Source organism: Hydrogenophaga sp. (assembly GCF_030373225.1).
Classification (GTDB): domain Bacteria; phylum Pseudomonadota; class Gammaproteobacteria; order Burkholderiales; family Burkholderiaceae_C; genus Hydrogenophaga.
On the sequence record NZ_JAUCZG010000010.1, the window covers coordinates 44,597 to 67,544 of the forward strand.

23 protein-coding genes are annotated in these 22,948 nt (G+C 67.2%); 16 read left to right on the forward strand and 7 right to left on the reverse strand.

The window, feature by feature from the left end; all coding sequences use genetic code 11:
• Positions 1-23 precede the first annotated feature (23 nt).
• From QUV35_RS07640 to tolA, 9 genes are read left to right on the forward strand one after another with little or no spacing between them, the layout of a single operon-like run.
• Complete coding sequence (locus QUV35_RS07640; protein WP_300872269.1) at positions 24-668, forward strand: riboflavin synthase; 645 nt, start codon at positions 24-26, stop codon at positions 666-668.
• Positions 665-1,795, forward strand: coding sequence for a bifunctional 3,4-dihydroxy-2-butanone-4-phosphate synthase/GTP cyclohydrolase II (gene ribBA, locus QUV35_RS07645; protein ID WP_300872271.1), 1,131 nt, complete (start codon positions 665-667; stop codon positions 1,793-1,795). The genes QUV35_RS07640 and ribBA overlap by 4 nt, the downstream gene beginning before the upstream one ends.
• 34 nt (positions 1,796-1,829) lie before the next feature.
• Entirely contained in the window at positions 1,830-2,294 is a 465-nt protein-coding gene (ribH, locus tag QUV35_RS07650; protein WP_300872273.1) for a 6,7-dimethyl-8-ribityllumazine synthase, read from the forward strand.
• Positions 2,295-2,296: 2 nt separating this feature from the next.
• Entirely contained in the window at positions 2,297-2,827 is a 531-nt protein-coding gene (gene nusB / locus QUV35_RS07655; RefSeq protein WP_300872275.1) for a transcription antitermination factor NusB, read from the forward strand.
• The gene (locus QUV35_RS07660; RefSeq protein WP_300872278.1) at positions 2,824-4,044 is read left to right on the forward strand and encodes a pyridoxal phosphate-dependent aminotransferase; all 1,221 of its coding nucleotides are present in this window, start codon (positions 2,824-2,826) and stop codon (positions 4,042-4,044) included. The genes nusB and QUV35_RS07660 overlap by 4 nt, the downstream gene beginning before the upstream one ends.
• A complete protein-coding gene (ybgC, locus tag QUV35_RS07665) occupies positions 4,041-4,526 on the forward strand; it encodes a tol-pal system-associated acyl-CoA thioesterase (protein WP_300872280.1) in 486 nt (161 codons plus the stop codon). The genes QUV35_RS07660 and ybgC overlap by 4 nt, the downstream gene beginning before the upstream one ends.
• Positions 4,527-4,559: 33 nt before the next feature.
• The gene (gene tolQ, locus QUV35_RS07670) at positions 4,560-5,258 is read left to right on the forward strand and encodes a protein TolQ (protein WP_300872282.1); all 699 of its coding nucleotides are present in this window, start codon (positions 4,560-4,562) and stop codon (positions 5,256-5,258) included.
• A gap of 2 nt (positions 5,259-5,260) precedes the next feature.
• Positions 5,261-5,704, forward strand: coding sequence for a biopolymer transporter ExbD (locus QUV35_RS07675; protein ID WP_300872284.1), 444 nt, complete (start codon positions 5,261-5,263; stop codon positions 5,702-5,704).
• A gap of 16 nt (positions 5,705-5,720) precedes the next feature.
• Positions 5,721-6,617 (forward strand): cell envelope integrity protein TolA, encoded by an 897-nt coding sequence (tolA, locus tag QUV35_RS07680; protein WP_300872286.1) that lies wholly within the window; start codon positions 5,721-5,723, stop codon positions 6,615-6,617.
• Between the two features lie 36 nt (positions 6,618-6,653).
• Here the strand turns inward: tolA and dnaE are convergent, their stop codons facing one another.
• From dnaE to QUV35_RS07705, 5 genes are all read right to left on the reverse strand, one after another.
• A complete protein-coding gene (gene dnaE / locus QUV35_RS07685) occupies positions 6,654-10,220 on the reverse strand; it encodes a DNA polymerase III subunit alpha (protein ID WP_300872288.1) in 3,567 nt (1,188 codons plus the stop codon).
• Between the two features lie 37 nt (positions 10,221-10,257).
• Positions 10,258-10,971 carry a DUF599 domain-containing protein gene (locus QUV35_RS07690; protein WP_300872290.1) on the reverse strand — a complete coding sequence of 238 codons (714 nt, stop codon included), beginning with the start codon at positions 10,969-10,971 and terminating at the stop codon, positions 10,258-10,260.
• 120 nt (positions 10,972-11,091) lie between these two features.
• Entirely contained in the window at positions 11,092-11,646 is a 555-nt protein-coding gene (locus QUV35_RS07695; RefSeq protein ID WP_300872292.1) for a flavodoxin family protein, read from the reverse strand.
• Positions 11,647-11,717: 71 nt separating this feature from the next.
• Positions 11,718-12,125 (reverse strand): DoxX family protein, encoded by a 408-nt coding sequence (locus tag QUV35_RS07700; protein WP_300872294.1) that lies wholly within the window; start codon positions 12,123-12,125, stop codon positions 11,718-11,720.
• A gap of 38 nt (positions 12,126-12,163) precedes the next feature.
• Positions 12,164-12,865 (reverse strand): pirin family protein, encoded by a 702-nt coding sequence (locus QUV35_RS07705; protein ID WP_300872296.1) that lies wholly within the window; start codon positions 12,863-12,865, stop codon positions 12,164-12,166.
• A gap of 151 nt (positions 12,866-13,016) precedes the next feature.
• Here QUV35_RS07705 and QUV35_RS07710 point away from each other — a divergent pair, with 151 nt between their 5' ends.
• The 7 genes from QUV35_RS07710 to QUV35_RS07740 all read left to right on the forward strand — a co-directional run bounded on the left by QUV35_RS07710 (position 13,017) and on the right by QUV35_RS07740 (position 19,042).
• On the forward strand, positions 13,017-13,964 hold the full coding sequence (locus QUV35_RS07710; RefSeq protein WP_300872299.1) for a LysR family transcriptional regulator: 948 nt from the start codon (positions 13,017-13,019) through the stop codon (positions 13,962-13,964).
• 127 nt (positions 13,965-14,091) lie between these two features.
• On the forward strand, positions 14,092-15,192 hold the full coding sequence (locus QUV35_RS07715; RefSeq protein WP_300872302.1) for an FAD-dependent oxidoreductase: 1,101 nt from the start codon (positions 14,092-14,094) through the stop codon (positions 15,190-15,192).
• Positions 15,193-15,297: 105 nt separating this feature from the next.
• Positions 15,298-16,185 (forward strand): tRNA glutamyl-Q(34) synthetase GluQRS, encoded by an 888-nt coding sequence (gene gluQRS, locus QUV35_RS07720; RefSeq protein ID WP_300872307.1) that lies wholly within the window; start codon positions 15,298-15,300, stop codon positions 16,183-16,185.
• A 31-nt stretch (positions 16,186-16,216) separates the two neighbouring features.
• Entirely contained in the window at positions 16,217-16,945 is a 729-nt protein-coding gene (gene trmB, locus QUV35_RS07725) for a tRNA (guanosine(46)-N7)-methyltransferase TrmB (protein ID WP_300872309.1), read from the forward strand.
• 33 nt (positions 16,946-16,978) lie between these two features.
• Complete coding sequence (locus QUV35_RS07730; protein ID WP_300872311.1) at positions 16,979-17,911, forward strand: pseudouridine synthase; 933 nt, start codon at positions 16,979-16,981, stop codon at positions 17,909-17,911.
• Between the two features lie 197 nt (positions 17,912-18,108).
• The gene (locus QUV35_RS07735) at positions 18,109-18,477 is read left to right on the forward strand and encodes an RNA-binding protein (RefSeq protein WP_069046030.1); all 369 of its coding nucleotides are present in this window, start codon (positions 18,109-18,111) and stop codon (positions 18,475-18,477) included.
• Between the two features lie 253 nt (positions 18,478-18,730).
• Entirely contained in the window at positions 18,731-19,042 is a 312-nt protein-coding gene (locus QUV35_RS07740; protein WP_300872316.1) for a hypothetical protein, read from the forward strand.
• A gap of 7 nt (positions 19,043-19,049) precedes the next feature.
• On the opposite strand, the gene QUV35_RS07745 is transcribed toward QUV35_RS07740, so the two are convergent.
• Together QUV35_RS07745 and QUV35_RS07750 are read right to left on the reverse strand one after the other, a co-directional pair.
• Complete coding sequence (locus tag QUV35_RS07745; protein WP_300872319.1) at positions 19,050-22,151, reverse strand: FAD-binding and (Fe-S)-binding domain-containing protein; 3,102 nt, start codon at positions 22,149-22,151, stop codon at positions 19,050-19,052.
• Positions 22,148-22,849: a GntR family transcriptional regulator gene (locus QUV35_RS07750; RefSeq protein ID WP_300872321.1), complete on the reverse strand. Its 702-nt coding sequence runs from the start codon at positions 22,847-22,849 to the stop codon at positions 22,148-22,150. The genes QUV35_RS07745 and QUV35_RS07750 overlap by 4 nt, the downstream gene beginning before the upstream one ends.
• Between the last annotated feature and the right edge of the window lie 99 nt (positions 22,850-22,948).

The window sequence follows — 22,948 nt, forward strand, 5'->3', positions numbered from 1 at the left end:
TCAAACCCTGCGAAAATAGCCCGATGTTTACCGGCATCATCACCGGCGTGGGGCGCATCGCCGCCCTCCACGACCTGGGCAGCTCTTTGGACCATGGCAAGCGACTCACGATCGAGGCACCCCCCGGGTATCTTGACGACGTTGGCCTGGGCGACAGCATTGCGCTCAACGGCGCCTGCATGACCGTGACTTCGCTGGATCTGCCCCAGCGCCAGTTCACGATCGACATCTCGGCCGAATCGCTGGCCCGCACCACGGGACTGGCGCAAACCGGCTACCGCATCAACCTGGAGAAGGCCTTGCGCGCCCACGACCGGCTCGGCGGCCACATTGTCTCGGGTCATGTGGACGGCGTGGGCAAGGTGACCCGGTTCGCCCAGGTGGGCGAAAGCTGGGAACTGTGCGTTGAAGCACCGCCCGGCTTGGGAAAATACCTGGCGTACAAGGGCTCCATCACGGTCAATGGCGTCAGCCTGACCGTCAATTCGGTGCAGGACCATGCCCATGGCTGCGAATTCAGCATCAACCTCATTCCCCACACGGTGCAAAACACCGCCCTGGGCCAGCTGGGCGCAGGCAGCCCGGTCAACCTCGAAATCGACACCGTGGCGCGTTATGTCGAGCGCATGCTCAGCGCCGGCCAACCCCATCTCAAGGAATCTGCATGAACGCGCCTGAAACCCTGGCCCCGGTGGCCATCTCGCCCGTGGAAGACATCGTGGCCGACATTCGAGCGGGGCGCATGGTGATCCTGGTGGACGAAGAAGACCGCGAAAACGAAGGCGACCTGGTGCTCGCGGCCGAGCACGTGACACCCGAGACCATCAACTTCATGGCCCGCTTCGGCCGTGGCCTGATCTGCCTCACGCTCACCAGGGAGCGCTGCGAGCGCCTGCGCCTGCCCCCGATGGTGCCGCGCAACGGCACCAAGATGGGCACCGCGTTCACCATCTCCATCGAAGCGGCCGAGGGCGTGACCACGGGCATTTCAGCGGCCGATCGCGCGCGCACGGTGCAGGTGGCGGTGGCGGCCAACGCCGTGGCCACCGACCTCGTGCAGCCCGGTCACATCTTCCCGCTGCAAGCCGTCGATGGCGGCGTGCTCATGCGCGCCGGCCACACCGAAGCCGGTTGTGACCTCGCTGCCATGGCCGGCTGCAGCCCGAGCGCAGTGATCTGCGAAATCATGAAAGACGACGGCACCATGGCCCGTCTGCCCGACCTGCAGGTGTTCGCCGCCGAGCACGGTCTGAAGATCGGCACCATCGCCGACCTGATCGAGCACCGCAGCCGCACCGAAAGCCTGATCCACAAGCTGGGCACCCGGCCCCTGCACACCGCCTTCGGCGAGTTCAGCGCCACCGCGTTTCGCGACGAGCCCAGCGGCGCGTTGCACCTGGCGCTGGTCAAGGGCCAATGGAGTCCCGACGAGTCGATCCATGTGCGTGTGCACGAGCCGCTCTCGGTGCTTGACGCGCTGGAAGTCGGTCGTTCCATGCATTCGTGGAGCCTGGAGGCGAGCCTGCGGCAGATCAACGATGCCGGGGCCGGTGTGGCGGTGTTGCTCAACTGCGGAGAGACCGCCGAGCAGCTGCTGGCCCAGTTCGAAGGCACGGCCCGCTCGGCCCAGGCGCCCGAGCGCGGCCGCATGGACCTGCGCACCTACGGCGTGGGTGCGCAGATCCTGCGTGAATGTGGCGTGCAGAAAATGCAGCTCATGGGCAATCCCCGCCGCATGCCGAGCATGACCGGCTACGGCCTTGAAATCACCGGGTACCTCAGCCGCAACGGCTGAACCCTTTTCCCCTCAAGAAGAAACGGAGCCGCACATGTTCGGCGCAGACAAAGGCACAGCCAGCTTGCTCGACGGCAAGAAGCTCAGCATCGGGATCGTTCAGGCCCGGTTCAATGAACCCATCACCGACGCGCTGTACAGCGCCTGCCTGGCCGAGCTGCTCACGCTCGGCGTGCAGGAGAAGAACATCGCCCACGTCAAGGTTCCCGGCGCGCTGGAAGTGCCGGTGGCCCTGCAGGCCATGGCCGAGCGCGACGACTTCGATGCGCTCATCGCGCTGGGTTGCATCATCCGTGGCGAGACCTACCACTTCGAACTGGTGGCCAACGAATCCGGCGCGGGCGTCACGCGCCTGGCACTGGACTACCAGATCCCCATCGCCAATGCCATCCTGACCACCGAAACGCTGGAGCAGGCGATCGCACGCAAGACCGACAAAGGCCGCGACGCGGCCCGTGTGGCGGTGGAGATGGCACACCTGCTTCAAGAGATCGGTTGAAAATGTCCACAGAACTGCCCACCCCCGCCAGCGAAGGCGCCAAAAGCGGCCTGACCGGCCGCAAGGCCGCCGACAAGTCGGCCCGCACGCGCGCACGCGAATTTGCCCTGCAGGCGATCTACCAGCATCTTGTGGGTCGCAACGCCGCCAGCGACATCGATGCGTTCACCCGCGACCTGGCCGGATTCCACAAATGCGACAGCGTTCACTTCGATGCGCTGCTGCACGGCTGCCTTGCTCAGGCGGGCGCGCTGGACGCGCTGATCGCACCGGCGCTGGACCGTCCGTTGTCCGAACTCTCACCCATCGAACGCGGCGTGCTGTGGATCGGTGCCTACGAGTTCCAGCACTGCATGGACGTCCCATGGCGCGTGGTGCTCAACGAATGCATTGAGCTGGCCAAGTCGTTCGGCGGTACCGACGGGCACAAGTACGTCAACGGCGTGCTGCACCAGCTGGCAGCGCAGCTGCGCCCGGCCGAGGTGGCCGCAGCGCCGTCCAGAACCGGTGCCCGCAAGAACGCTGCACCGTGAGGATCGCGCAGCGCGCCCGGCGCGTCGAACCCTTCTACGTGATGGAGCTGGCCAAGGCCGCGTCTGCCCTGCAGAACCAGGCGAAAGCGGGCGACCGGTCGATGATCTTTCTGAACATCGGGGAGCCGGACTTCACCGCACCGCCCCTGGTCGTGGCCGCGGCCGAGCGCGCCATCCGTGACGGGCGCAGCCAGTACACCCAGGCCCTCGGCCTGCCCGCCTTGCGCGAAGCCATCAGCGCCTGGTACGCCAGCCGCTTCGGGCTGGCCATCGACGCCAGCCGCATCGTGGTCACGGCGGGCGCCTCTGCCGCCTTGCAGCTGGCCTGCCTGGCACTGATCGAGGCCGGAGACGAGGTGCTCATGCCCGACCCGAGCTACCCGTGCAACCGGCAGTTCGTGCAGGCGGCCGAAGGCCGTGCGGTGATGATCCCCAGCGGTCCCGACCAGCGCTTCCAGCTCAGCGCCGACCAGGTCGAAGCCCGGTGGAACCCCGCCACGCGCGGCGTGCTGCTGGCCTCACCCTCCAACCCCACCGGCACTTCGATCGCACGTCACGAACTCGAGCGCATCGCCCGCTTCGTGCGCGCCAAAGACGGCGTGACGATGGTCGACGAGATCTACCTGGGCCTGAGCTTTGACGACGCCTTCGGCCAGAGCGCACTCGGCCTGCCCGACGGCCTGGGCGAGGACATCATCAGCATCAACAGCTTCAGCAAGTACTTCAACATGACCGGTTGGCGCCTGGGCTGGCTGGTGTTGCCACCCGCACTGGTGCCGGCGGTGGAACGGCTGGCGCAAAACCTGTTCATCTGCGCGAGCACCATCGCGCAGCATGCCGCCCTCGCCTGCTTCGAACCCGACAGCCTGACCGAATACGAACGCCGGCGCAGCGAATTCAAGGCGCGGCGCGACTTCTTCATTCCCGAACTCGACCGCCTGGGCCTGAACGTGCCGGTCATGCCCGACGGCGCGTTCTACGCCTGGGCCGATGTGAGCGGACTCTGTGAACGCTGGGGCATCCCGCCGCAAGGCGCTCGACCCGACGAAGGCGGCAGCTGGGCGCTGGCGTTCGAACTGATGAAACGCTGCCAGCTGGCCACCACGCCCGGGCGCGATTTCGGCAGCGCCGACCCTGGCCGCTACCTGAGGTTTTCCACCGCCAATTCGATGGCCCAGCTCCAGGAAGCCGTGGCCCGCCTGGAGCTGGCGCTGTGAGCTTGCTGCACAAACCCGGCGAAGCGGGGAGCGCGGGGGCACTGTTCACCTGGCCGGTTCGCGTGTACTGGGAAGACACCGACGCCGGCGGCATCGTGTTCTATGCCAACTACCTCAAGTTTTTCGAACGCGCCCGCACCGAGTGGCTGCGCGCCCTGGGCATCGAACAGCAACGGCTGCGCGAACAGGTCGGCGGCTTGTTCGTCGTGACCCAGACGCAATTGCACTACCACCGCCCGGCGCGGCTCGATGATTTGCTTCTGGTTACAGCCCGGGTGGTGGATGCAGGCCGTGCGTCCATGACAATCGAGCAGACCGCGCTCCTGAATCCGCAGCACAGCGAGGCCGTTGGTGCGACGCAGTCCGGCTTGCTGTGCAGTGGAACCATCCGCATTGGATGGGTCGACGACCGTGAGTTGCGACCGCAGCGCATGCCGCCGGCCATTGTCGCTGCGCTGCAGCTGCCGCTGCGGGCGCCCTGAAACTTCTCCGCGATCCTCCCCCTCTGAACACGCATGAACCAAGATCTTTCCATCGTTCAATTGATGCTCAACGCCAGTTGGGTGGTGCAGGCCGTGGTGGTGCTGCTCATGGTGGTCTCCGTCATGAGCTGGGCCGCCATCTTCCGCAAGGTGTTCTCGCTCAAGCGCGTGCGCGCGCACAACGACGACTTCGAGCGTGAGTTCTGGTCGGGCACCAACCTCAATGACCTGTATGCCGCGGCGGCGCAGAGCGCCAAACACGGTGGTCCGATGGAACGCATCTTTGCCAGCGGCATGCGCGAGTACCAGAAGCTGCGCGAGCGGCGCATCACCGACAACGGCGCCCTGCTCGACGGTGCGCGGCGCGCCATGCGCGCGAGCTTTCAGCGTGAACTCGATGTGCTTGAAACCAACCTCTCGTTCCTGGCCTCGGTCGGTTCGGTTTCCCCTTATGTGGGCCTGTTCGGAACGGTCTGGGGGATCATGCATGCCTTCACGGGTCTCGCGTCGCTCGCACAGGTGACGCTGGCCACCGTGGCGCCCGGCATCGCTGAAGCGCTGGTGGCCACCGCCATCGGCCTGTTCGCGGCCATTCCCGCGGTGGTGTTCTACAACCGCTTCGCGCACGACATCGACCGTGTGGCCAACGCCATGGAAACCTTCATGGAAGAGTTCTCCAACATCCTGCAGCGCAACCTGGGCGCCCAGGCTCAAACCCCCTCGGGCCACTGAACATGCCCGCTGTTTCATCACGCGGCCGAGGCCGCCGCACCATCAACGAGATCAACATGGTCCCGTTCATCGACGTGATGCTGGTGTTGTTGATCATCTTCATGGTCACCGCGCCGCTCATCACACCGAGCCAGATCGCGCTGCCCAGCGTGGGCCAGGCCGGACGTCAGCCCGATCGCTTCGTGGCCGTGATGATCGACAAGGACGAGCAACTGACGGTGCGCGAAGGCTCGGCCAGCACCGAGGGGCAGAGCGTGGGCATGGCCCAGCTGGTGGCCCGCGTGCAGCAATTGCAGGCCAGCAAGGGCCCTTTGCCTGAGGGCGGTGTGCCGGTTGTCATCAGCGCCGACAAGAACGTGAAGTACGAAGCCGTTGTTCGCGTCATGAGCACCCTTCAGGAAGCCGGCATCGCCCGCGTCGGGCTGTCCGTGCAAACCTCGCGCTGACCCGACCCGCCACACCATGCAGTCCACCGCCGACCACCTCGACCTCGCGCCGCCCCCCGGCGGCCGCTGGCTCGGGCCCATGGGTCTGGCGCTGGTGGCCCACGGACTGCTGGTGATCGCGCTCACCCTGGGCGTGCAGTGGCAACACGATGCCGAGCCGGTGACGGTCGAAGCCGAGCTCTGGTCACGCCTGCCGGTGCAGGCCGCACCCCGCGCGGTGGCCCCGCCCCCCCCGGAGCCAGTGCCCCAGCCCACCCCACCGCAACCGACGCCCAAACCCGCCCCGGCGCCGGCGCCCGCTCCGCCACCACCCGCCCCCAACCAGGCCGACATCGCCACGGCGCAGGCCAGGAAGAAGGCCGAGGCGGAGAAAAAGGAGCGCGAAGAGCAAGCGAAAAAGCTGGCCGCCGCGAAGGCTGCCGAGAAGGCGGCAGCGGAGAAGAAGGCCGCAGCGGAAAAAGCGGCCGACGAGAAAGAGCGCCAGCAGAAACTCGCCGAGCAAAAGCGTGAGCAGGAACGCAAGGCCGCTGCCGACGAGAAGCGCATGGCCCAGCTGCGCGAAGACCAGATCAACCGCATGATGGGCCAGGCCGGCGCCAGTGGCGGCCCGCAAAGCACCGGCAGCGCCCTGCAGTCCAGCGGCCCGACGCCGGGCTATGGCGCCAAGGTGGCCGCGCGCATCAAGCCCAACGTGGTGTTCACCGACGTGGCCCCCGGGAACCCGCGCGCCGAGGTCGAGGTGCGCACCGCACCGGACGGCGCCATCACCTCACGCAAGCTCACCAAGAGCAGCGGCAACGCGGCATGGGACGAAGCCGTGCTGCGTGCCATCGACCGCACCGCCACCCTGCCCAGAGACACCGACGGCCGCGTGCCGTCCTCCCTGGTGATCGGCCTGCGCCCGCTGGACTAGGAGCCCACCTGCGCCGCGCAGCGGCACAGGGGTGGGTCAATCAAACACGATTTCGGCGCGCCGCTCATGGGCTTGCGCCATCCAGCTGGCGAGCGCCGCATCGGTCGGAAAAAACAGCGCCCGATCGTCGAGCTGCAGTTCGCACTGGGCGCCTTCGCGAAGCAACTGCAGGCGCACCGGCAAACCGCGCACCAGCTCACCCTGCTCGGTCACTTCGCGCTTGGGCGGAAACTCGCGCACCAGCTGGGCCACGGCGGGCGCGTGGCCGTTCACCGCCACACGCAAATACTTGCCGAAACGGCAGCGCGCGGCCGCCAGGTCCCACACCTGCTGGATCTTCAGGCGCACCCCGCCCGAGAAGCGGTCGGGCTGGGCCACGGCCTGCACGATGATGAGTTCGTCGTCCTTGAGCAGGTTGCGGTGCGCATTGACCAGGTTCTCGTCCGCGCTGGTCTCGAACACACCGGTCTTGTCGTCGAGCTTGAACAGCGCGAGCTTGCCGCGCTGGCCATTGATCACACGGAAGTCGGTCACGATGCCGGCCAGGATCACCGGGTCGCGGCTTTCCACCACGTCACCCAGCGGCGTGCGCGCAAAGCGCCGCACCTCGCGCTCGACCTCGTCGAACAGGTGGCCCGAGAAGTAGAAGCCGATCGCCGTCTTCTCCATCGTCAGGCGTTCCTTCACGCCCCAGGGCGTGGTGGCCACCAGATCGGGCTCCTGGGTGCTCGATCCGTGGTCGTCGGCGCCCATCATGTCGAACAGGCCACCCTGGTTGGCGTTGGCCAGGCTCGCGGCAGCGAACTCGAACGCACGATCGACCGAGGCCAGCAGCTCGGCGCGGTTGAGGTGCAGCGAATCGAAGCCACCGGCCTTGATGAGCGCTTCCACCGTGCGCTTGTTCAGGCGCGTGCGGTCCACGCGCACGCAGAAGTCGAACAGGCTCTTGAACGGGCCTTTTTCATCGCCCCGAGGCCCTTCGCCACGGCCTTCGCGCGCGGCCACGATGGCTTCGATCGCCTGCTGTCCGGTGCCCTTGATGGCGCCCAGGCCGTACCGGATGGCCTTGTTCGTGACCGGCTCGAAGCGGTGAAAGCCGCGGTTCACATCGGGCGCCTCGAAGCTCATCCCCATCTTGAGGGCGTCTTCATGCAACACCTTGAGCTTGTCGGTGTCGTCCATCTCCACCGTCATGTTGGCGCAGAAGAACTCGGCCGTGTAATGCACCTTGAGCCAGGCCGTGTGGTAGGCCAGGAGCGAGTAGGCCGCCGCGTGTGACTTGTTGAAGCCGTAGCCCGCGAACTTCTCCATCAGGTCGAACACCTCGTCGGCCTTCTCCTGGGTGATGCCGTTCCTGGCGGCGCCGGCGCGGAAGATCGAGCGGTGCTCGGCCATTTCCTCGGCCTTCTTCTTGCCCATGGCGCGGCGCAGCATGTCGGCGCCGCCCAGCGAGTAGCCGCCCAGGATCTGCGCGGTCTGCATCACCTGCTCCTGGTAGACCATGATGCCGTAGGTCTCGCTCAGCATCTCGGCCACCAGTGGGTGCGGGTATTCGATGACTTCCCGACCGTGCTTGCGCGCCACGAAACTGGGGATCAGGTCCATGGGGCCGGGCCGGTACAGCGCGTTCAGGGCAATCAGGTCTTCCAGGCGCGATGGCTTGGCGTCCTTGAGCATGCCCTGCATGCCGCGGCTTTCGAACTGGAACACCGCCTCGGTCTGGCCCCGCGAAAACAGCGCATAGACCTTCGGGTCGGTCAGCGCAATGTCTTCAAAACGGAAGCCTTCCTGCCCCGGGTGGCGCTTCATGATGAGTTCGCGCGCGATCTCCAGGATGGTCAGCGTGGCCAGGCCCAGAAAGTCGAACTTCACCAGCCCGATGGCCTCCACGTCGTCCTTGTCGAACTGGCTCACCGCGGAGTCGCTGCCGGGCTGCGCGTACAGCGGACAGAAGTCGGTGAGCTTGCCGGGCGCGATCAGCACGCCGCCGGCGTGCATGCCGATGTTGCGCGTCATGCCCTCGAGTTTTTGCGCGAGTTCGATCAGCGTCCTGACGTCGTCCTCCTTCGCGATGCGCTCGGCCAGCACCGGCTCCATCTCGATCGCATAGTTGTTCTTGTCGCCCTCCTTCTTCGGGTTGGGCGGGTACTGCAGCGTGACCGACATGCCGGGCTTGTTCGGGATCAGCTTGGAGATGCCGTCGCAAAAGCCATAGGAATAATCGAGCACCCGGCCCACGTCGCGGATCGCCGCACGCGCAGCCAACGTGCCGAAGGTGGCGATCTGGCTCACCGCGTCCTTGCCGTACTTGTCCTTGACGTAATCGATCACGCGGTCGCGGTTGGTCTGGCAGAAGTCGATGTCGAAGTCGGGCATGGAGACCCGCTCCGGGTTCAGGAAGCGCTCGAACAGCAGCTTGTACTGCAGCGGGTCGAGATCGGTGATCTTGAGCGCATAGGCCACCAGCGAGCCCGCACCCGAGCCCCGTCCCGGGCCGACCGGACAACCGTGGCTCTTGGCCCAGTTGATGAAGTCGCCCACGATCAGAAAGTACCCCGGAAAACCCATGTTCAGGATCGTGTTGATCTCGAACTCCAGGCGCTCCACATAACGCGGCCGCTCGGCGTCGCGCCTGGCCGGATCGGGATACAGATGGGCCAGCCGCTCCTCGAGCCCTTCGAAGGACGATTGCCGGAAGAAATCTTCCATCGGCATCGGCACGCCGTCGATCAGCGGTGTGGGGAAGTTGGGCAACTGCGGCTTGCCCAGCACCAGCGTGAGGTTGCAGCGACGGGCGATCTCCAGCGTGTTGGCCAGGGCCGAGGGCACGTCGGCGAACAGGGCCTGCATCTGGCTGGCGCTCTTGAAATACTGCTCGTGCGTGAAGCGGCGCACGCGCCGGTTGTTGCCCAGGATCTCGCCTTCGGAGATGCAGACCCTGGCCTCGTGCGCCTCGTAGCCGTCGGGCTCCAGAAACTGCACCGGGTGCGTGGCCACCACCGGCAGGTGCAGCCGGGCGGCGAGCTGCACGGCTTGCGTCACATGGCGCTCGTCGTCGGCGCGCCCGGCGCGCTGCAGCTCCAGATAGAAGCGGTGCGTGAACATCGTGGAGAGCTGCAGGGCGAGGTCGGCGGCCCGCTGCGTGTCGCCCTGGATCAGCGCCTGGCCGACCGGGCCGGCCTGAGCACCCGACAACATGATCAGACCCGCATGGCATTCCTGCAGCCAGTCGCGGTGCACCAGCGCCTGGCCCCGACCCTGGTTGCGCGTCCAGGCGCGTGCCAGCAACTCGCTCAGGTTCAGGTAGCCCTGGTGGTCCTGCACCAGCAGCAACACGCGGGGTGCCGCCGGCTGGTGGCTGCCGGGCAAGGCACCGGGCGTCTCTTCGGAAAACCCTTGCAGCGCCACCTCGGCGCCGATGATGGGTTTGACGCCCGCGCCGCGCGCGGCCTTGTAGAACTTGACCGCGCCGAACAGGTTGTTCAGGTCGGTGATGGCCAGTGCCGGCTGGCCATCGGCCGCCGCAGCGGCCACGACTTCATCGATGCGGTTGGTGCCGTCGACGACGGAGTATTCGGTGTGCAGACGCAGGTGTAGGAACATCGGTCCATTTTAGGAGGCGCCATCCCTCATCACGGCCTCAGGGCAGCGGTGTCACATCTTCTTTCAGGATCTGCAGCACTTCAGAGCGGAACTCCCGCATGTACAGAATGGCGACCACCGCCAGCGTGGCCAGCACCATCGACAGCGGCGAGATGAACCAGGCCAGCGCAGCGAACGAAAAATAATACGCCCGCAGTCCGTCGTTGAAGGTCTCGGCGGCCGCACCCACCATGGCCGCTGCTCGTCGAGCGTAATGTTCCCGGTCGTACTTGCCCGCCTCGAAGTCATCAGCCGACGGCATGGCGCCGATCACCAGCGCCACGAAGGTGTATTGGCGCATGCACCAGGAGAAGCGGAAGAAGGCATAGACAAAGATCGCGACCATGACCAGCACCTTGAACTCGAAAACGATCAGCGTGGTGGCCTGCGCAAACGGGATCTCGCTCATCAGTTCGGTGGCTTTGTCGGTGGTGCCCAGCAGAGCAAACAGACCACCGATCACCAGGATGGAGGTGGAGGAAAAAAACGCCGGCGTGGCAGACAGCGTCTGGGTGATCACGCCGTCGACCATGCGCGGGTCTCGCGCTGTCGCCTGCGTCATCCAGTAGCCGCGATAGCGGTTGGTGGTCTGAATCAAGGAGCCCACCTTGCGCCCCCACACACGCGCAAACCAGGCGTAGCCGGTCCACAAAACAAAAAAGCAGACCAGCGCCAGCCAGTCTGCCCAGGGAATGAGGCTCAGGAATTTCATTCGCCAATGGTACGACGCCCTCCACCCCAAACCCCCGTTCGGGCTGAGCTTGTCGAAGCCCATCCAGGCCACTGGGTGTGCAGGCCCTTCGACAGGCTCAGGGTGAACGGCATCAAGCCTTCATGCCTTGAATTTCGCCGCGGTCGCCGCCACGCGCTCACCGAACAGGCGGGCGGTCTCCAGGTCACCCGGCAGCATTTCGTTCGCACCGGCGTCCGAGGGGCTCTGTGCCATCGCACCACTGAACGAGCCGACGTAGTTCACGTCGTTGCGTTGCGCGGCCTTGCTGTTGGCGGGCATCAGGCCGGTGCCGACCCAGATGCCGCTGTGCTGCATGGCCAGGGTGAACAGGTAGTGCAGCGTGGACAGCTTGTCGCCGTTCATGGTGGCGCTGTTGGTGAAGCCGGCGAACACCTTGTCCTTCCACTGCTGGCTGAACCAGGGCTTGCTGGTGGCGTCGGCGAACTTCTTGAACTGCCAGCTCACGGTGCCCATGTAGGTGGGCGAGCCCATGATGATCGCGTCGGCCGCGGCCAGGGTTTCCCAGCCACCGTCGGGCAGGTTGCCGTCGGCGTCGATGGCGAGCAATTCGGCACCGGCGCCGTCCGCCACCGATTGCGCCATGCGCTGGGTGTGGCCGTAGCCGGAGTGGTACACAACAACAACTTTGGTCATGAGATGGCTTTCGTGGGGTGCGCCGACGTCGGGTCGGTCGCGGGTTGAAGGAAAAACGGAAACGGGCGAATTCAGGCCTTGCGGCGGGCGTCCAGGCTGAACGCGCCGGCACCAAAAGCGGCCAGCGCCAACAGGCCACCGACCACGCCCATGTTCTTCATGAACATCAGCTGCTGCATCATTTGTTGCTCGGCGGGCATCGCCCAGTAAGCGTGGAAGAACCAGGAAGCCACCAGGGTGAAACCGGCCAGCGCCAGCGCTGCCCAGCGGGTGCCCAGGCCCAGGATCAGCGCGATGCCTCCCAGCACCTCGACCGCAATCGCGATGGCCGCACCCAGTTCGGGCATGGGCAGGCCCACCGACCCGATGTAGCCGGCGGTGCCGGCGAAGCCGCTGATCTTGCTGATGCCGGCGGGCAGGAACAGGGCGGCCAGCAGCAGGCGTGCCAGCAGGGCGAGGGGGTTTTGCAGAGCGTTCATGGAAAGTCCTTGATTGAAAAAAAGCGGTTCGGAAAAGGTCAGGCAGCGAGGTCGAACACCAGCACCTCGGCGTCGGTGCCCTTGGCCAGACGCAGCCGGCTCTCGGCCGACAGCACCGCAGCGTCGCCGCCCTGGAGGGTCTCGCCGTTCACCTCCAGCGAGCCCCGCACCAGGTGCACATAAGCCTTGCGCTGCGGGTTCAGGGCCAGCTCGGCGGTCTCGTCGCCGTCGAACAGGCCGGCGTACATCGATGCGTCGGCATTGATGTGCACCGAGCCCTGCAAGCCGCCGTTGGAGGCCACCAGACGCAACTGGCCGCGCTTTTGCGCGTCGTCAAAACTCTTCTGCTCGTAGCCCGGCTCGATGCCCCGCACATTGGGCTCGATCCAGATCTGCAGAAAGTGCGTGGTGCTGGCCGGCGCGTGGTTGAACTCGCTGTGGCGCACGCCGCTGCCCGCGCTCATGCGCTGCACGTCGCCGGGCGGAATGCCCTTGACGTTGCCCATGCTGTCCTTGTGCGCAAGGTTCCCCTGCAGCACGTAGCTGATGATTTCCATGTCGCGGTGGCCGTGCGTGCCAAAGCCGGTGCCCGGGGCGATGCGGTCTTCGTTGATCACACGCAGGTTGCCCCAGCCCATCCAGGCGGGGTCGACATAGTCGGCGAACGAAAACGAGTGAAAGCTTTTGAGCCAGCCGTGGTCGGCCTGGCCGCGGGCGTCGGAGCGTCGAATCTGGAGCATGGTGTGGTCCTTTCCGTCTGGGTGGGGCCTCGATGGAACCGGGTGGGTCTGGCGGGGCAAGGCTTGAATTGTGGGCGGGCGCATGGCCTTTGGGACTGCACGTTTTTGATGGCATCATTCAAATCATTTGAACAGTCCTGCCCCAACCGCCATGGCCACTTCCCACCCGCGCGCCGCCTTGTCGCCTGAAAACCTGGGCCTTCTGGAGGCGGTGGCCCGGCTGGGCAGCATGGCCGCCGCCGCGCGCGAGGTGGGCATGGTGCCCAGCGCCCTGACCTACCGCATCCGCCAGGTCGAAGATGCGCTGGACGTGCTGCTGTTCGACCGCAGCGCCCGGCGCGCGGTGCTCACGCCGGCCGGCGCCGAGCTGTTGCGCTCGGGCGAGTACCTGCTGAACGAACTCGACGCGGTGGCGCAGCGGGTCAAGCGCGTGGCCACCGGCTGGGAGCCGCAACTCACGCTTGCGGTCGACGCCATCGTCGCTCGCGCCACGCTGTTCGAGCTCTGCGAGGCCTTCTATGCCGAGGGCGCACCCACCCGCCTCAAGCTGCGCGAGGAAACCTTGTCCGGCACCGTGGAAGCCCTGCAAACCGGCCAGGCCGACCTGGCACTGGGTGTGCCCACAGACCTTGCCCTGCCCGAGATCCAGTCGGCGCCGCTGGGCTCGATCACCTTTGTGTTTGCGGTGGCGCCGCACCACGCCCTCGCGGCTGTCGGCCACAGCCTGTGCGACGAAGAACTGCGTGAGCACCGCGCCGTGGCCGTGGCCGACAGCACGCAGCGCGGGCGCGGCGTCACGCACAACCTGCTGCCCGGGCAGGACGTGCTCACCGTGCCCACCATGCAGCACAAGCTGGAAGCCCAGCTGCGCGGCCTGGGCAGTGGTTTCCTGCCCCTGCCGCTGGCCCAGCCCTTCATCACCGCCGGCCGGCTGGTGGTCAAACAGGTGCAACGCCCCGATCGCACCCTGCGCGTGGCCTACGCCTGGCGCCTGCCGCGCAAACAGGCCGATACCGGCCGGGCCTTGGGCTGGTGGCTGGCTCGACTGAAGAGCCCGCAGACGCGCGCGGCGCTGCTGAGCAATCACCACCAGACGTGACCCTCGCGCAGCGCCGGCGGGCAATGCCTGCGGTTCGAGGGAAAGCAATGAACCCGGGGTGGCAACTGCTACAGTCGCCGAAACCCCACCCAGACCGATCAAGCGTCACCAAGAAAGCGCCCACCCCATGAGCACCCAGCCCAAGACCCGCACCCCCAAAGTCACGGCCCCGACCGCCAGGGCCACCCGCCCGGCGGGCCTGCATGTCGCGGTGGTGGGTGCCGGCATGGCGGGTGTGGTCTGCGCGCGCACGCTGGTGCAGGCCGGTCACCGCGTCACGCTGCTCGAAAAGAGCCGGGGCCTGGGTGGCCGCATGTCGACACGCCACACCGAGTTCGGCGGCTTCGACCACGGTTCGCAGTACTTCACCGTGCGCGACGCGCGCTTCGAGACCGCGCTGCGCAGCAACGCCACCTCGGTCGTGCGCCCCTGGAGCGCCAGCACCGTGCGTGTGCTCGACGAATTCGGTCACGTGCTGGCCAGCGCACCGCCCCCCACCGAGCCGCACTTCGTGGCCTCGCCCGGCATGAACGCCCTGGTGGGCCTGTGGGCGCAACCGCTCGCGGCCGACACCCTGACCGACACCCGCGTGGCGCAGATCGAGCGCGACGCCCTGCACCCGGAACAATGGCAGTTGCGCACCGAAGACAGCGCCGGTGGACAGCAGGTCCTGGGCGGCTTTGACCGGGTGGTCCTGGCCATACCGCACCCACAGGTGCACGACCTGCTGCGCGCTTCCGGCCTGGCTCCCGAGCTGCGCCAGGCGCTGGCCCCCGTTCACGTGGCGCCCTGCTGGACACTGATGGTGGCCTTCCCCCAGGCCATGCAGCCAGGCCTGCCGCACCTGGGCCCGCAGTGGAACGCCGCGCGCAGCACCCACCACCGCATCAGCTGGCTGGCGCGCGAATCGAGCAAGCCCGGGCGCGACCCCATCGAACGCTGGACCATCCAGGCCAGCCCGGCCTGGTCCACGAAACACCTCGAAGACGACGCCGAGCGTGTGAAGGCCAAGCTGCTCAAGGGTTTCGCCGAGATCACCGGCATCCGCGCCACGCCCACCTTCGCGGTGGCGCACCGCTGGCGTTTTGCGCAGACACAAACCCCGCTGGGCAAGAGCCACCTGTTCGACAAGGCGCTGGGTATCGGTGCCTGCGGCGACTGGTGCCTGGGGCACCGCGTCGAAGACGCGTTTGTCTCTGGCCTGGAGATGGCGCTCGAACTCGCCTGACTCCTGCCTTCCCGCGCGATGATGGAGGCCAAGCGTTTCGCCGCCGGGCCGCCCCAAGGCGAAACAGCCCCCTCGGGGGGCAGCGACCCGCGCAAGCGGTGGAGCGTGGGGGCGACATACCGCGGCCGCTTCGCCCCCTCCCCCACCGGCCCGCTGCACGCGGGCTCGCTCGTGGCCGCGCTGGCCAGCTGGCTGGACGCCCGCGCCCAGGGCGGCGCCTGGCTGGTGCGCATCGAAGATGTGGACACACCGCGCTGCCTGCCCGGCATGGACGAGATCATCCTGCAGCAACTGGCCCGCTGCGGGCTGGTGAGTGACGAGCCGGTGCTGCGGCAATCGCAGCGCGGTGAGGCCTACCGGCAGGCGCTGGACAGGCTCATCGACCAAGGGAATGCCTATCCCTGCGGCTGCTCGCGCAAGGACATCGAAGCCAGCCTGCAGGCGCAAGGCAGCGCGCGCGAGCGCCACCACATCGCCGTCTACCCGGGCACCTGCCGTCCGGCCAACGGTGGCCTGCAGGGCAAGCCTGCACGCGCCTGGCGGTTCCAGCTGCCCGACGACGCTGCAGTGCGCTGGACCGACCGCCGTCTCGGGCCACAGGCCCAGAACGTGGCCACCGAGGTTGGCGACTTCATCCTGCATCGCGCCGACGGTCTCTGGGCCTACCAGCTGGCCGTGGTGGTCGACGATGCCGCGCAGGGCATCACCCACGTGGTGCGCGGCGCCGACCTGGCCGACAACACCGCGCGCCAGATCCTGCTCCAGCGTGCGCTGGGCCTGCCCGCGCCGGCCTGGCTGCACACCCCGCTGGTGCTCGGTGCAAACGGTGAAAAGCTCAGCAAGCAGAACGGCGCTTCGCCACTGGACCTCACCGACCCCTTGCAGGCGCTCAACAGCGCGGCACAGGCACTGGGCCTGATGCGCCAGACCGGGGGCCTGGCGCAGGCCCTGGCCGCCTGGGTGATCGCCTGGCGGCAAGCCTGGCCGGCCTAAAATCCACCGCTTTGCCCTGCGACGCCCCCCCATGACCGATCCCCGCCACGCGCAACCGCGCATACCGCCCAGCGACGTGCCCCACCTGCGCGAGGTGAAGAGCTATGTGCTGCGCGCCGGGCGCATGGGGCCCGGCCAGGCACGGGCCTATGAGCAACACGGCCCCCGCTTCCTGCTGAGCTATGCGCCCGTGCCGTTCGACGCCAGCGCCGCCTTCGGCCGCAGCGCCCCGCTGATCCTGGAAATCGGCTTCGGCATGGGTGGTGCCACTGCGCACATCGCAGCGGTGCGCCCGGGCGACAACTTCCTGTGCTGCGAGGTGCACGAGCCGGGCGTGGGTGCCCTGCTCAAGCTGGTGGGAGAACAGGGTCTCGAGAACATCCGCATCCTGCGCCACGATGCGGTCGAGGTGCTCGACCACATGCTGGGCGAGTCCAGCCTGGACGGCGTGCACATCTTTTTCCCCGACCCCTGGCACAAGAGCCGCCACCACAAGCGCCGCCTGATCCAGGGCCCGTTCGTGAACCGGCTGGCGCGCCACCTCAAGCCCGGCGGCTACCTGCACCTGGCGACCGACTGGGAGCCCTATGCGCAGCAGATGCTCGATGTGCTGGGCGCCGAGCCGCTGTTGCACAACACCGCCGAAGCGGGCTCACACGGCTTCGTTCCCCAGCCCGGCTACAGGCCCCTCACCAAGTTCGAGAACCGCGGCCTCAAGCTCGGCCACGGCGTGTGGGATCTGGTGTTCCGCCGGGTCTGACGTCGCCGAGCGCCCGAGGCACCGTCCCCTGCCGTGGCCCGTCCCCCGAAACATCCGCAGATTCCCGCACGCGAGGGTGTGTCGCCCAGCTGCGTGGTGCTGCCCCACAGCCGCAGTGCCCCCTGGTCGCTGCTGCTCGACTTCCTCACCGAGCGCCTGAGCGTGGTGGACCGGGCGGCCTGGGCCGAGCGCCTGGCACGCGGCGAAGTGCTCGACGACACCGGCCAGCCGCTGACCCCCGACGCGCCCTTCGAGCCCGGCGCGCGGGTCCACTACTACCGCCACCTCGACGACGAGCCGGCGATCCCTTTCGAAGCGTCCGTGCTGTTCCAGGACGAACACCTGCTGGTGGCGGACAAGCCGCATTTCCTGCCGGTCACGCCGGGCGGGCGCTATGTGCAGCAAAGCCTGCTGGTGCGACTCAAACGCCAGACCGGCATCGACAGCCTGAGCCCGATCCATCGCATCGACCGCGAGACCGCCGGACTCGTCCTGTTCAGCGTGCAGGCGCGGGACCGCAACGCCTACCAGGCGCTGTTTCGAGAACGCGTGGTCCACAAGACCTACGAAGCCATCGCCGCCCACCGTCCCGAACTGGTGCTGCCGACCACGCGACGCAGCCGCATCGAAGAAGACGGCGAACGGTTCTTTCGCATGGTCGAACCCGACGGAGCCGCCAACAGCGAAACACGGATCGAACGGTGCGAGGTGCGGGGTGCCTGGGCGCGCTACCGGCTCACACCGCTGACCGGCAAGCGGCACCAGCTGCGTGTCCACATGAATGCCCTGGGCGCGCCGATCGTGGGCGACCAGTTCTATCCGCAGGTCCTGCGCGGCCCGCAGGAGGCCGAGGATTTCTCCGAACCGCTGCGCCTGCTGGCGCGCAGCATCGCGTTCGAGGATCCCGTGACCGGGCTCTCCAGGCGGTTCGACAGCGAGCGATCGCTGGACTGGCCGGCGCCCTGAGAACGAAGAATCGCCCTTTCGCAACGCCTTCGCCGATGAAAGGCGGTTCGGTAGCGCATAATCGGGCGGTGCGCGTGAAAACGCGCGCACACAGTTCAGGTGATCGGTCAGTTTCGCGCGCTACGGCGGTACTTTTAGAGTTAGTTGTGCTTTCGGGACCCCATCGCTTTTGTTTTCAGTTATTTTGAGGAGTCCACATGGGCAACAAACTTTACGTCGGCAACCTGCCGTACACCGTGCGCGATGAAGACCTGCAACAGTCTTTCAGCGAATTCGGCTCTGTCAACAGCGCCAAGGTCATGATGGAGCGCGACACCGGCCGCTCCAAAGGCTTCGGTTTCGTCGAGATGGGCAATGACGCGGAAGCGCAAGCCGCCATCTCCGGCATGAACGGCCAGTCGCTCGGCGGCCGCAGCATCACCGTGAACGAAGCCCGTCCGATGGAGGCACGTCCTCCCCGCACCGGCGGCTACGGCGGCGGCGGTGGTGGTGGCGGCTACGGTGGTGGCGATCGCTCCGGCGGTGGCGGCTACGGCGGCGGCGGCGGTGGTCGCGGCGGCTACTGAGCCCTTTCAGCCCAGCGCTGAAAAAATCACAAAGGCCCCGGCGCTTCGGCTCCGGGGCCTTTTTCATGGCGCCTGCTCTTGTTGCGGTCTGCACCCTCAGAAGCCCGGGGACGTGGGTGCAGGTGGCATGACCGAGCGCCCGACGGCTGGGCAACCGGTGGTGGCAAGCCCTGCGCGAGACCATCCGCGAGAATGGGCTGATGCGCTCGATGTCCGGGCGCAATCAAGCTGGGCCCACCCGCGAATCTCCGACATGCGTCGCCCGACCCACCCCACCAGAGAGCCCTCTGCCCTGGCCAGACTGCTGTGCACCCTGTGCGCCGCCTTCCTCGCGGCCCTGGGCCTGCTGGCCATCGTCACCGAAACCCACAGCGGATACGCGCGCTTCAAGGGCCAGGTGACGCTGCTGGGCGATCAGGCGGTCTCGATGGGGCTGGTCATCCTCTGCCTGGCCCTGCTGCCGCTGGTGGTCTGGGTGCCCCGGCGGTGGATCGGCTGGACGCTGGTGGCCTGGTGGCTGCTGCTGATGGGCACGATCTTTCAGGCGGTCTTCAAGCCGTTCTGAGGATCCGTCACGGCACCAGCAAGTCCGCCAGCAGGCGGCTCACATGCACCGCCTCCCGCTGCGCACCGTCGGCGATCTGGTGGCGGCAGCTGGTGCCGTCGGCCACCACGATGGCATCGGGCTCGGCGCGCACGGCCGGCAGCAGGCTGAGTTCGGCCATTTGCATCGACACCTCGTGGTGGGTGGCCTCGTAGCCGAAGCTGCCGGCCATGCCGCAGCAACTGCTCTCGATCAACCGGGGGTTGGCACCCGGGATCCAGCGCAGCACCTCGAGGATCGGTGAGACCGCGTCGAACGCCTTCTGGTGGCAATGGCCATGCAGCAGCACCGGTTTGTCCACCGACCCGAGCCGGGCCTTCAGGGCATCGAGCCGCCCGGCCCTGGCCTCGCGCGCGAGGAACTCCTCGAACAGCAGCGCGTGTTCGGCGATCTCGCCGGGCGCCTTGCCCAGACCCATGACCAGCATTTCGTCGCGCAGCGTGAGCAGGCACGACGGCTCCAGGCCCACGATGGCGATGCCCTTGTGCGCGAAAGGCAGCAGGCTTTGCACCACCTCGCGCGCCTTCTCGCGCGCCTGCTCGACCATGCCGCTGGCGAGATAGGTGCGCCCACAACACAGGTGTGTGCCGTCGTCCAGGGCCTTGGTGGCCACGTGCACGGTGTAGCCCGCTGCCTGCAGCACCTTGACCGCGGCATGGGCATTCTCCGACTCGAAGTAGCCGTTGAAGGTGTCGACGAACAGCACCACGCCGCGCTCGGCCGCCAGCACCTCGTCGCGCGTGGCCGTCTGCAAGGGGGTGTTGAAAAAGTGCCGCATGCGCCAGCGCGGCAGGCTGCGCCGGGCCGACAGGCCCAGCATCTTCTCGGTCAGCGAGGCCAGCAAGGGCACGCGGTTGCGCAGGTTGAGCAGCGGCGCCAGCCGCGCGGCCCACGCGGCGTACTCGGGCAGCTGGGCCACCAGACGGTCCTTGAGCGTGTGGCCGTGCTTCGCCTTGTAGTGCTGCAGGAACTCGACCTTCATCTTCGCCATGTCCACACCGGTCGGGCAGTCGCGCTTGCAGCCCTTGCAACCCACGCACAGGTCCATGGCATCGCGCACCACCTCGCTGGTGAGCGCCTCCTTGCCCGAGAGCCCCGGGATCTGCCCGCTGAGCGCCAGCCGCAGGGTGTTGGCGCGACCGCGCGTGAGGTGCTTTTCGTCGCGCGTCACGCGGTAGCTCGGGCACATGGTGCCGGCGTCGAACTTGCGGCAGTGGCCGTTGTTGTTGCACATCTCGACCGCCTTGGCCAGTCCACGCGACGGGTCTTCGCCGGTGCCCGGTGCGCTGGTCACTTCGGTCACGGGATCGGCCTGCACGTCCCACGCACTCCAGTCGAGCACGGGCGTGATGGGCACCACCTTGTAGCTCGGCGGGAACCGCATGAGCCGCGTGTCGTCCATCTTCGGCGGGTCGATGATGCGGTTGGGCGAGAACAGGCCGCCCGGGTCGAGGTGTGCCTTGATGCGGGCAAACGCTTCGTTGATGCGCGGGCCGAACTGCCACTCGATCCACTCACCGCGGCACAGGCCGTCACCGTGTTCGCCGCTGAAGGCGCCCTTGTACTTGCGCACGAGCTCGCTGGCCTCTTCGGCGATCGCGCGCATCTTGGCGGCGCCGCCGCGGCGCATGTCCAGGATCGGCCGCACGTGCAGCGTGCCCACCGAGGCGTGGGCGTACCAGGTGCCGCGGCTGCCGTGCTTGTGGAACACCTGCGTGAGCGCGTCGGTGTACTCGGCCAGGTGAACCAGCGGCACGGCGCAGTCTTCGATGAAGCTCACCGGTTTGCCGTCGCCGCGCAGGCTCATCATGATGTTCAGCCCGGCCTTGCGCACCTCCCACAGGTTTTTCTGCGGTGCGTCGTCCACCATCTCCACCACGCTGCCGGGCAGGCCGAGGTCCCCCATCAGCTCCACCAGTTCGCGGATCTTGTGGGCGATGTCGGCCTTGCTCGGGCCGCTGAACTCCACCAGCAACACGGCCTCGGGTTTGCCGCCGTTGATGTGCGGCGAGAGCGCGGTGCGGATGGTGGGAGCGAACGCCGGGTTCTTCAGCGAGAGCTCGATCATCGTGCGGTCGACCAGCTCCACCGCGGTGAGCTGGCCCACGGCCATGCCCTCGCCCAGTTTGACGATGTGCTGCGCGCTGTCCATCGCCTGGAAGAACGTGGGGAAGTTCACCACGCCGAGCACCTTGGCGCGCGGCAGTTCGCCCAGGCGCAGCGTGAGGGATCGGGTGAGCGCCAGCGTGCCCTCGCTGCCGATCAGCAGGTGCGACAGGTTCACCGACCTGTCGGCGGTGTAGGGCTTCTCGTTCTGGTTGCGGAAGATGTCGAGGTTGTAGCCGGCGACACGGCGCAGCACCTTGGGCCAGCGCGCATCGATCTCGTCGGCGTGCTCCAGCGCCAGTTCGCGCACGAAGTCGCCGATGGCACGGGCTTGCGGGCTGCCCGTGGCATGGTCCCCGAAGTCGACCAGGCTGCCGTCGGCCAGCCAGGCCTGCGCACCCAGCACGTTGTGCACCATGTTGCCGTAGGCGATCGAGCGGCTGCCGCACGAGTTGTTGCCGGCCATGCCGCCGAGCGTGGCCTGGGCGCTGGTGGACACATCCACCGGATACCACAGGCCATGGGGCTTGAGTTGCGCATTGAGGTGGTCGAGCACCAGGCCGGGCTCCACCGTGGCGGTGCGGGCCTGCAGATCCAGGTCGAGCACGCGGCGCATGTGTTTGCTGTGGTCGATCACCAGCCCCGCACCCACGGTCTGGCCGCACTGGCTGGTGCCGCCGCCGCGCGGCACGACCGGCACGGCCATGTCGCGGCAGATGTCGAGCGCCAGCCGGGTGTCGGTCACATCGCGCGGCACGAACACGCCCACCGGCATCTGCTGGTAGATCGAGGCGTCGGTCGCGTAGCGGCCACGGTCGGCCGGGCCGAACAGCACCTCGCCGCGCGTCTGCACCGTCAGGCGCCTGGCCAGCAGGCCGGCCACTTCGTTGGTGGCACGCGCCACGCGGTCAAACACATCGTCCGGCTTGTCGCGGGTCACCGCCAGAGGCAAGGGGGCATTCATTCGGCGTTTCCTTGGCGTTGCATCGTCTGGGCCTCCTGCGAGCGCAGCTGCTCCATCACCACCGCGCGCTTGTTGTCGAGGTGGCTGGTGAGCACGCGGCTGAGCGCGTGCGCATCGCGGGCTTCCAGCGCCCTGACCATGGCTTCGTGCTCCTGCACCGCATGGCTCCATTTGTCACCGTCCTGGTTGGAGCGGAAGCGCAGCGCCTGCAGGCGCGCATTGACCTGGTTGTAGGTGGAGGTGAGCACCGGGTTCTTGGCCGCGGCGTTGATGCAGCGGTGGATGGCGGCGTTGAGCCGGTAGTAGGTGGAGAGGTCGCGCCGGGTGAAGGCCGCCAGCATCTCGTAGTGCAAGGCCTTGATCTCGGCGAGTTCGGCTTCGGTGATGCGTTGTGCGGCCAGTTCGCCCGACAGCGCCTCCAGGCCCGCCATCACTTCAAAGGTGTTGTGCACGTCGGCCTCGCTGAGCTGCACGGCGACCGACCCGCGGTTGGGCAGCAACTCGACCAGACCCTCGGCGGCCAGCATCTTGATCGCCTCGCGCAACGGCGTGCGGGAGATGCGCAGTTCCTCGCACAGCGTGCGCTCGTTGAGCTTGGCGCCGGGTGCGATGCGGCCTTCGACCAGCATCTGGCGCAGCCGGCTCGCGACCTGTTCGTGCAACACGGGGCGCTGGATGGAGACGATGTCTGCGGTCATGTCGGCAATTTTGTATTCATTTTTTCGGGAAGAAAAGGCGATTTTAGGGGTGATTACCCTTGACACTTGTATTTTGAATACAAAAAATGGACTGCTTCA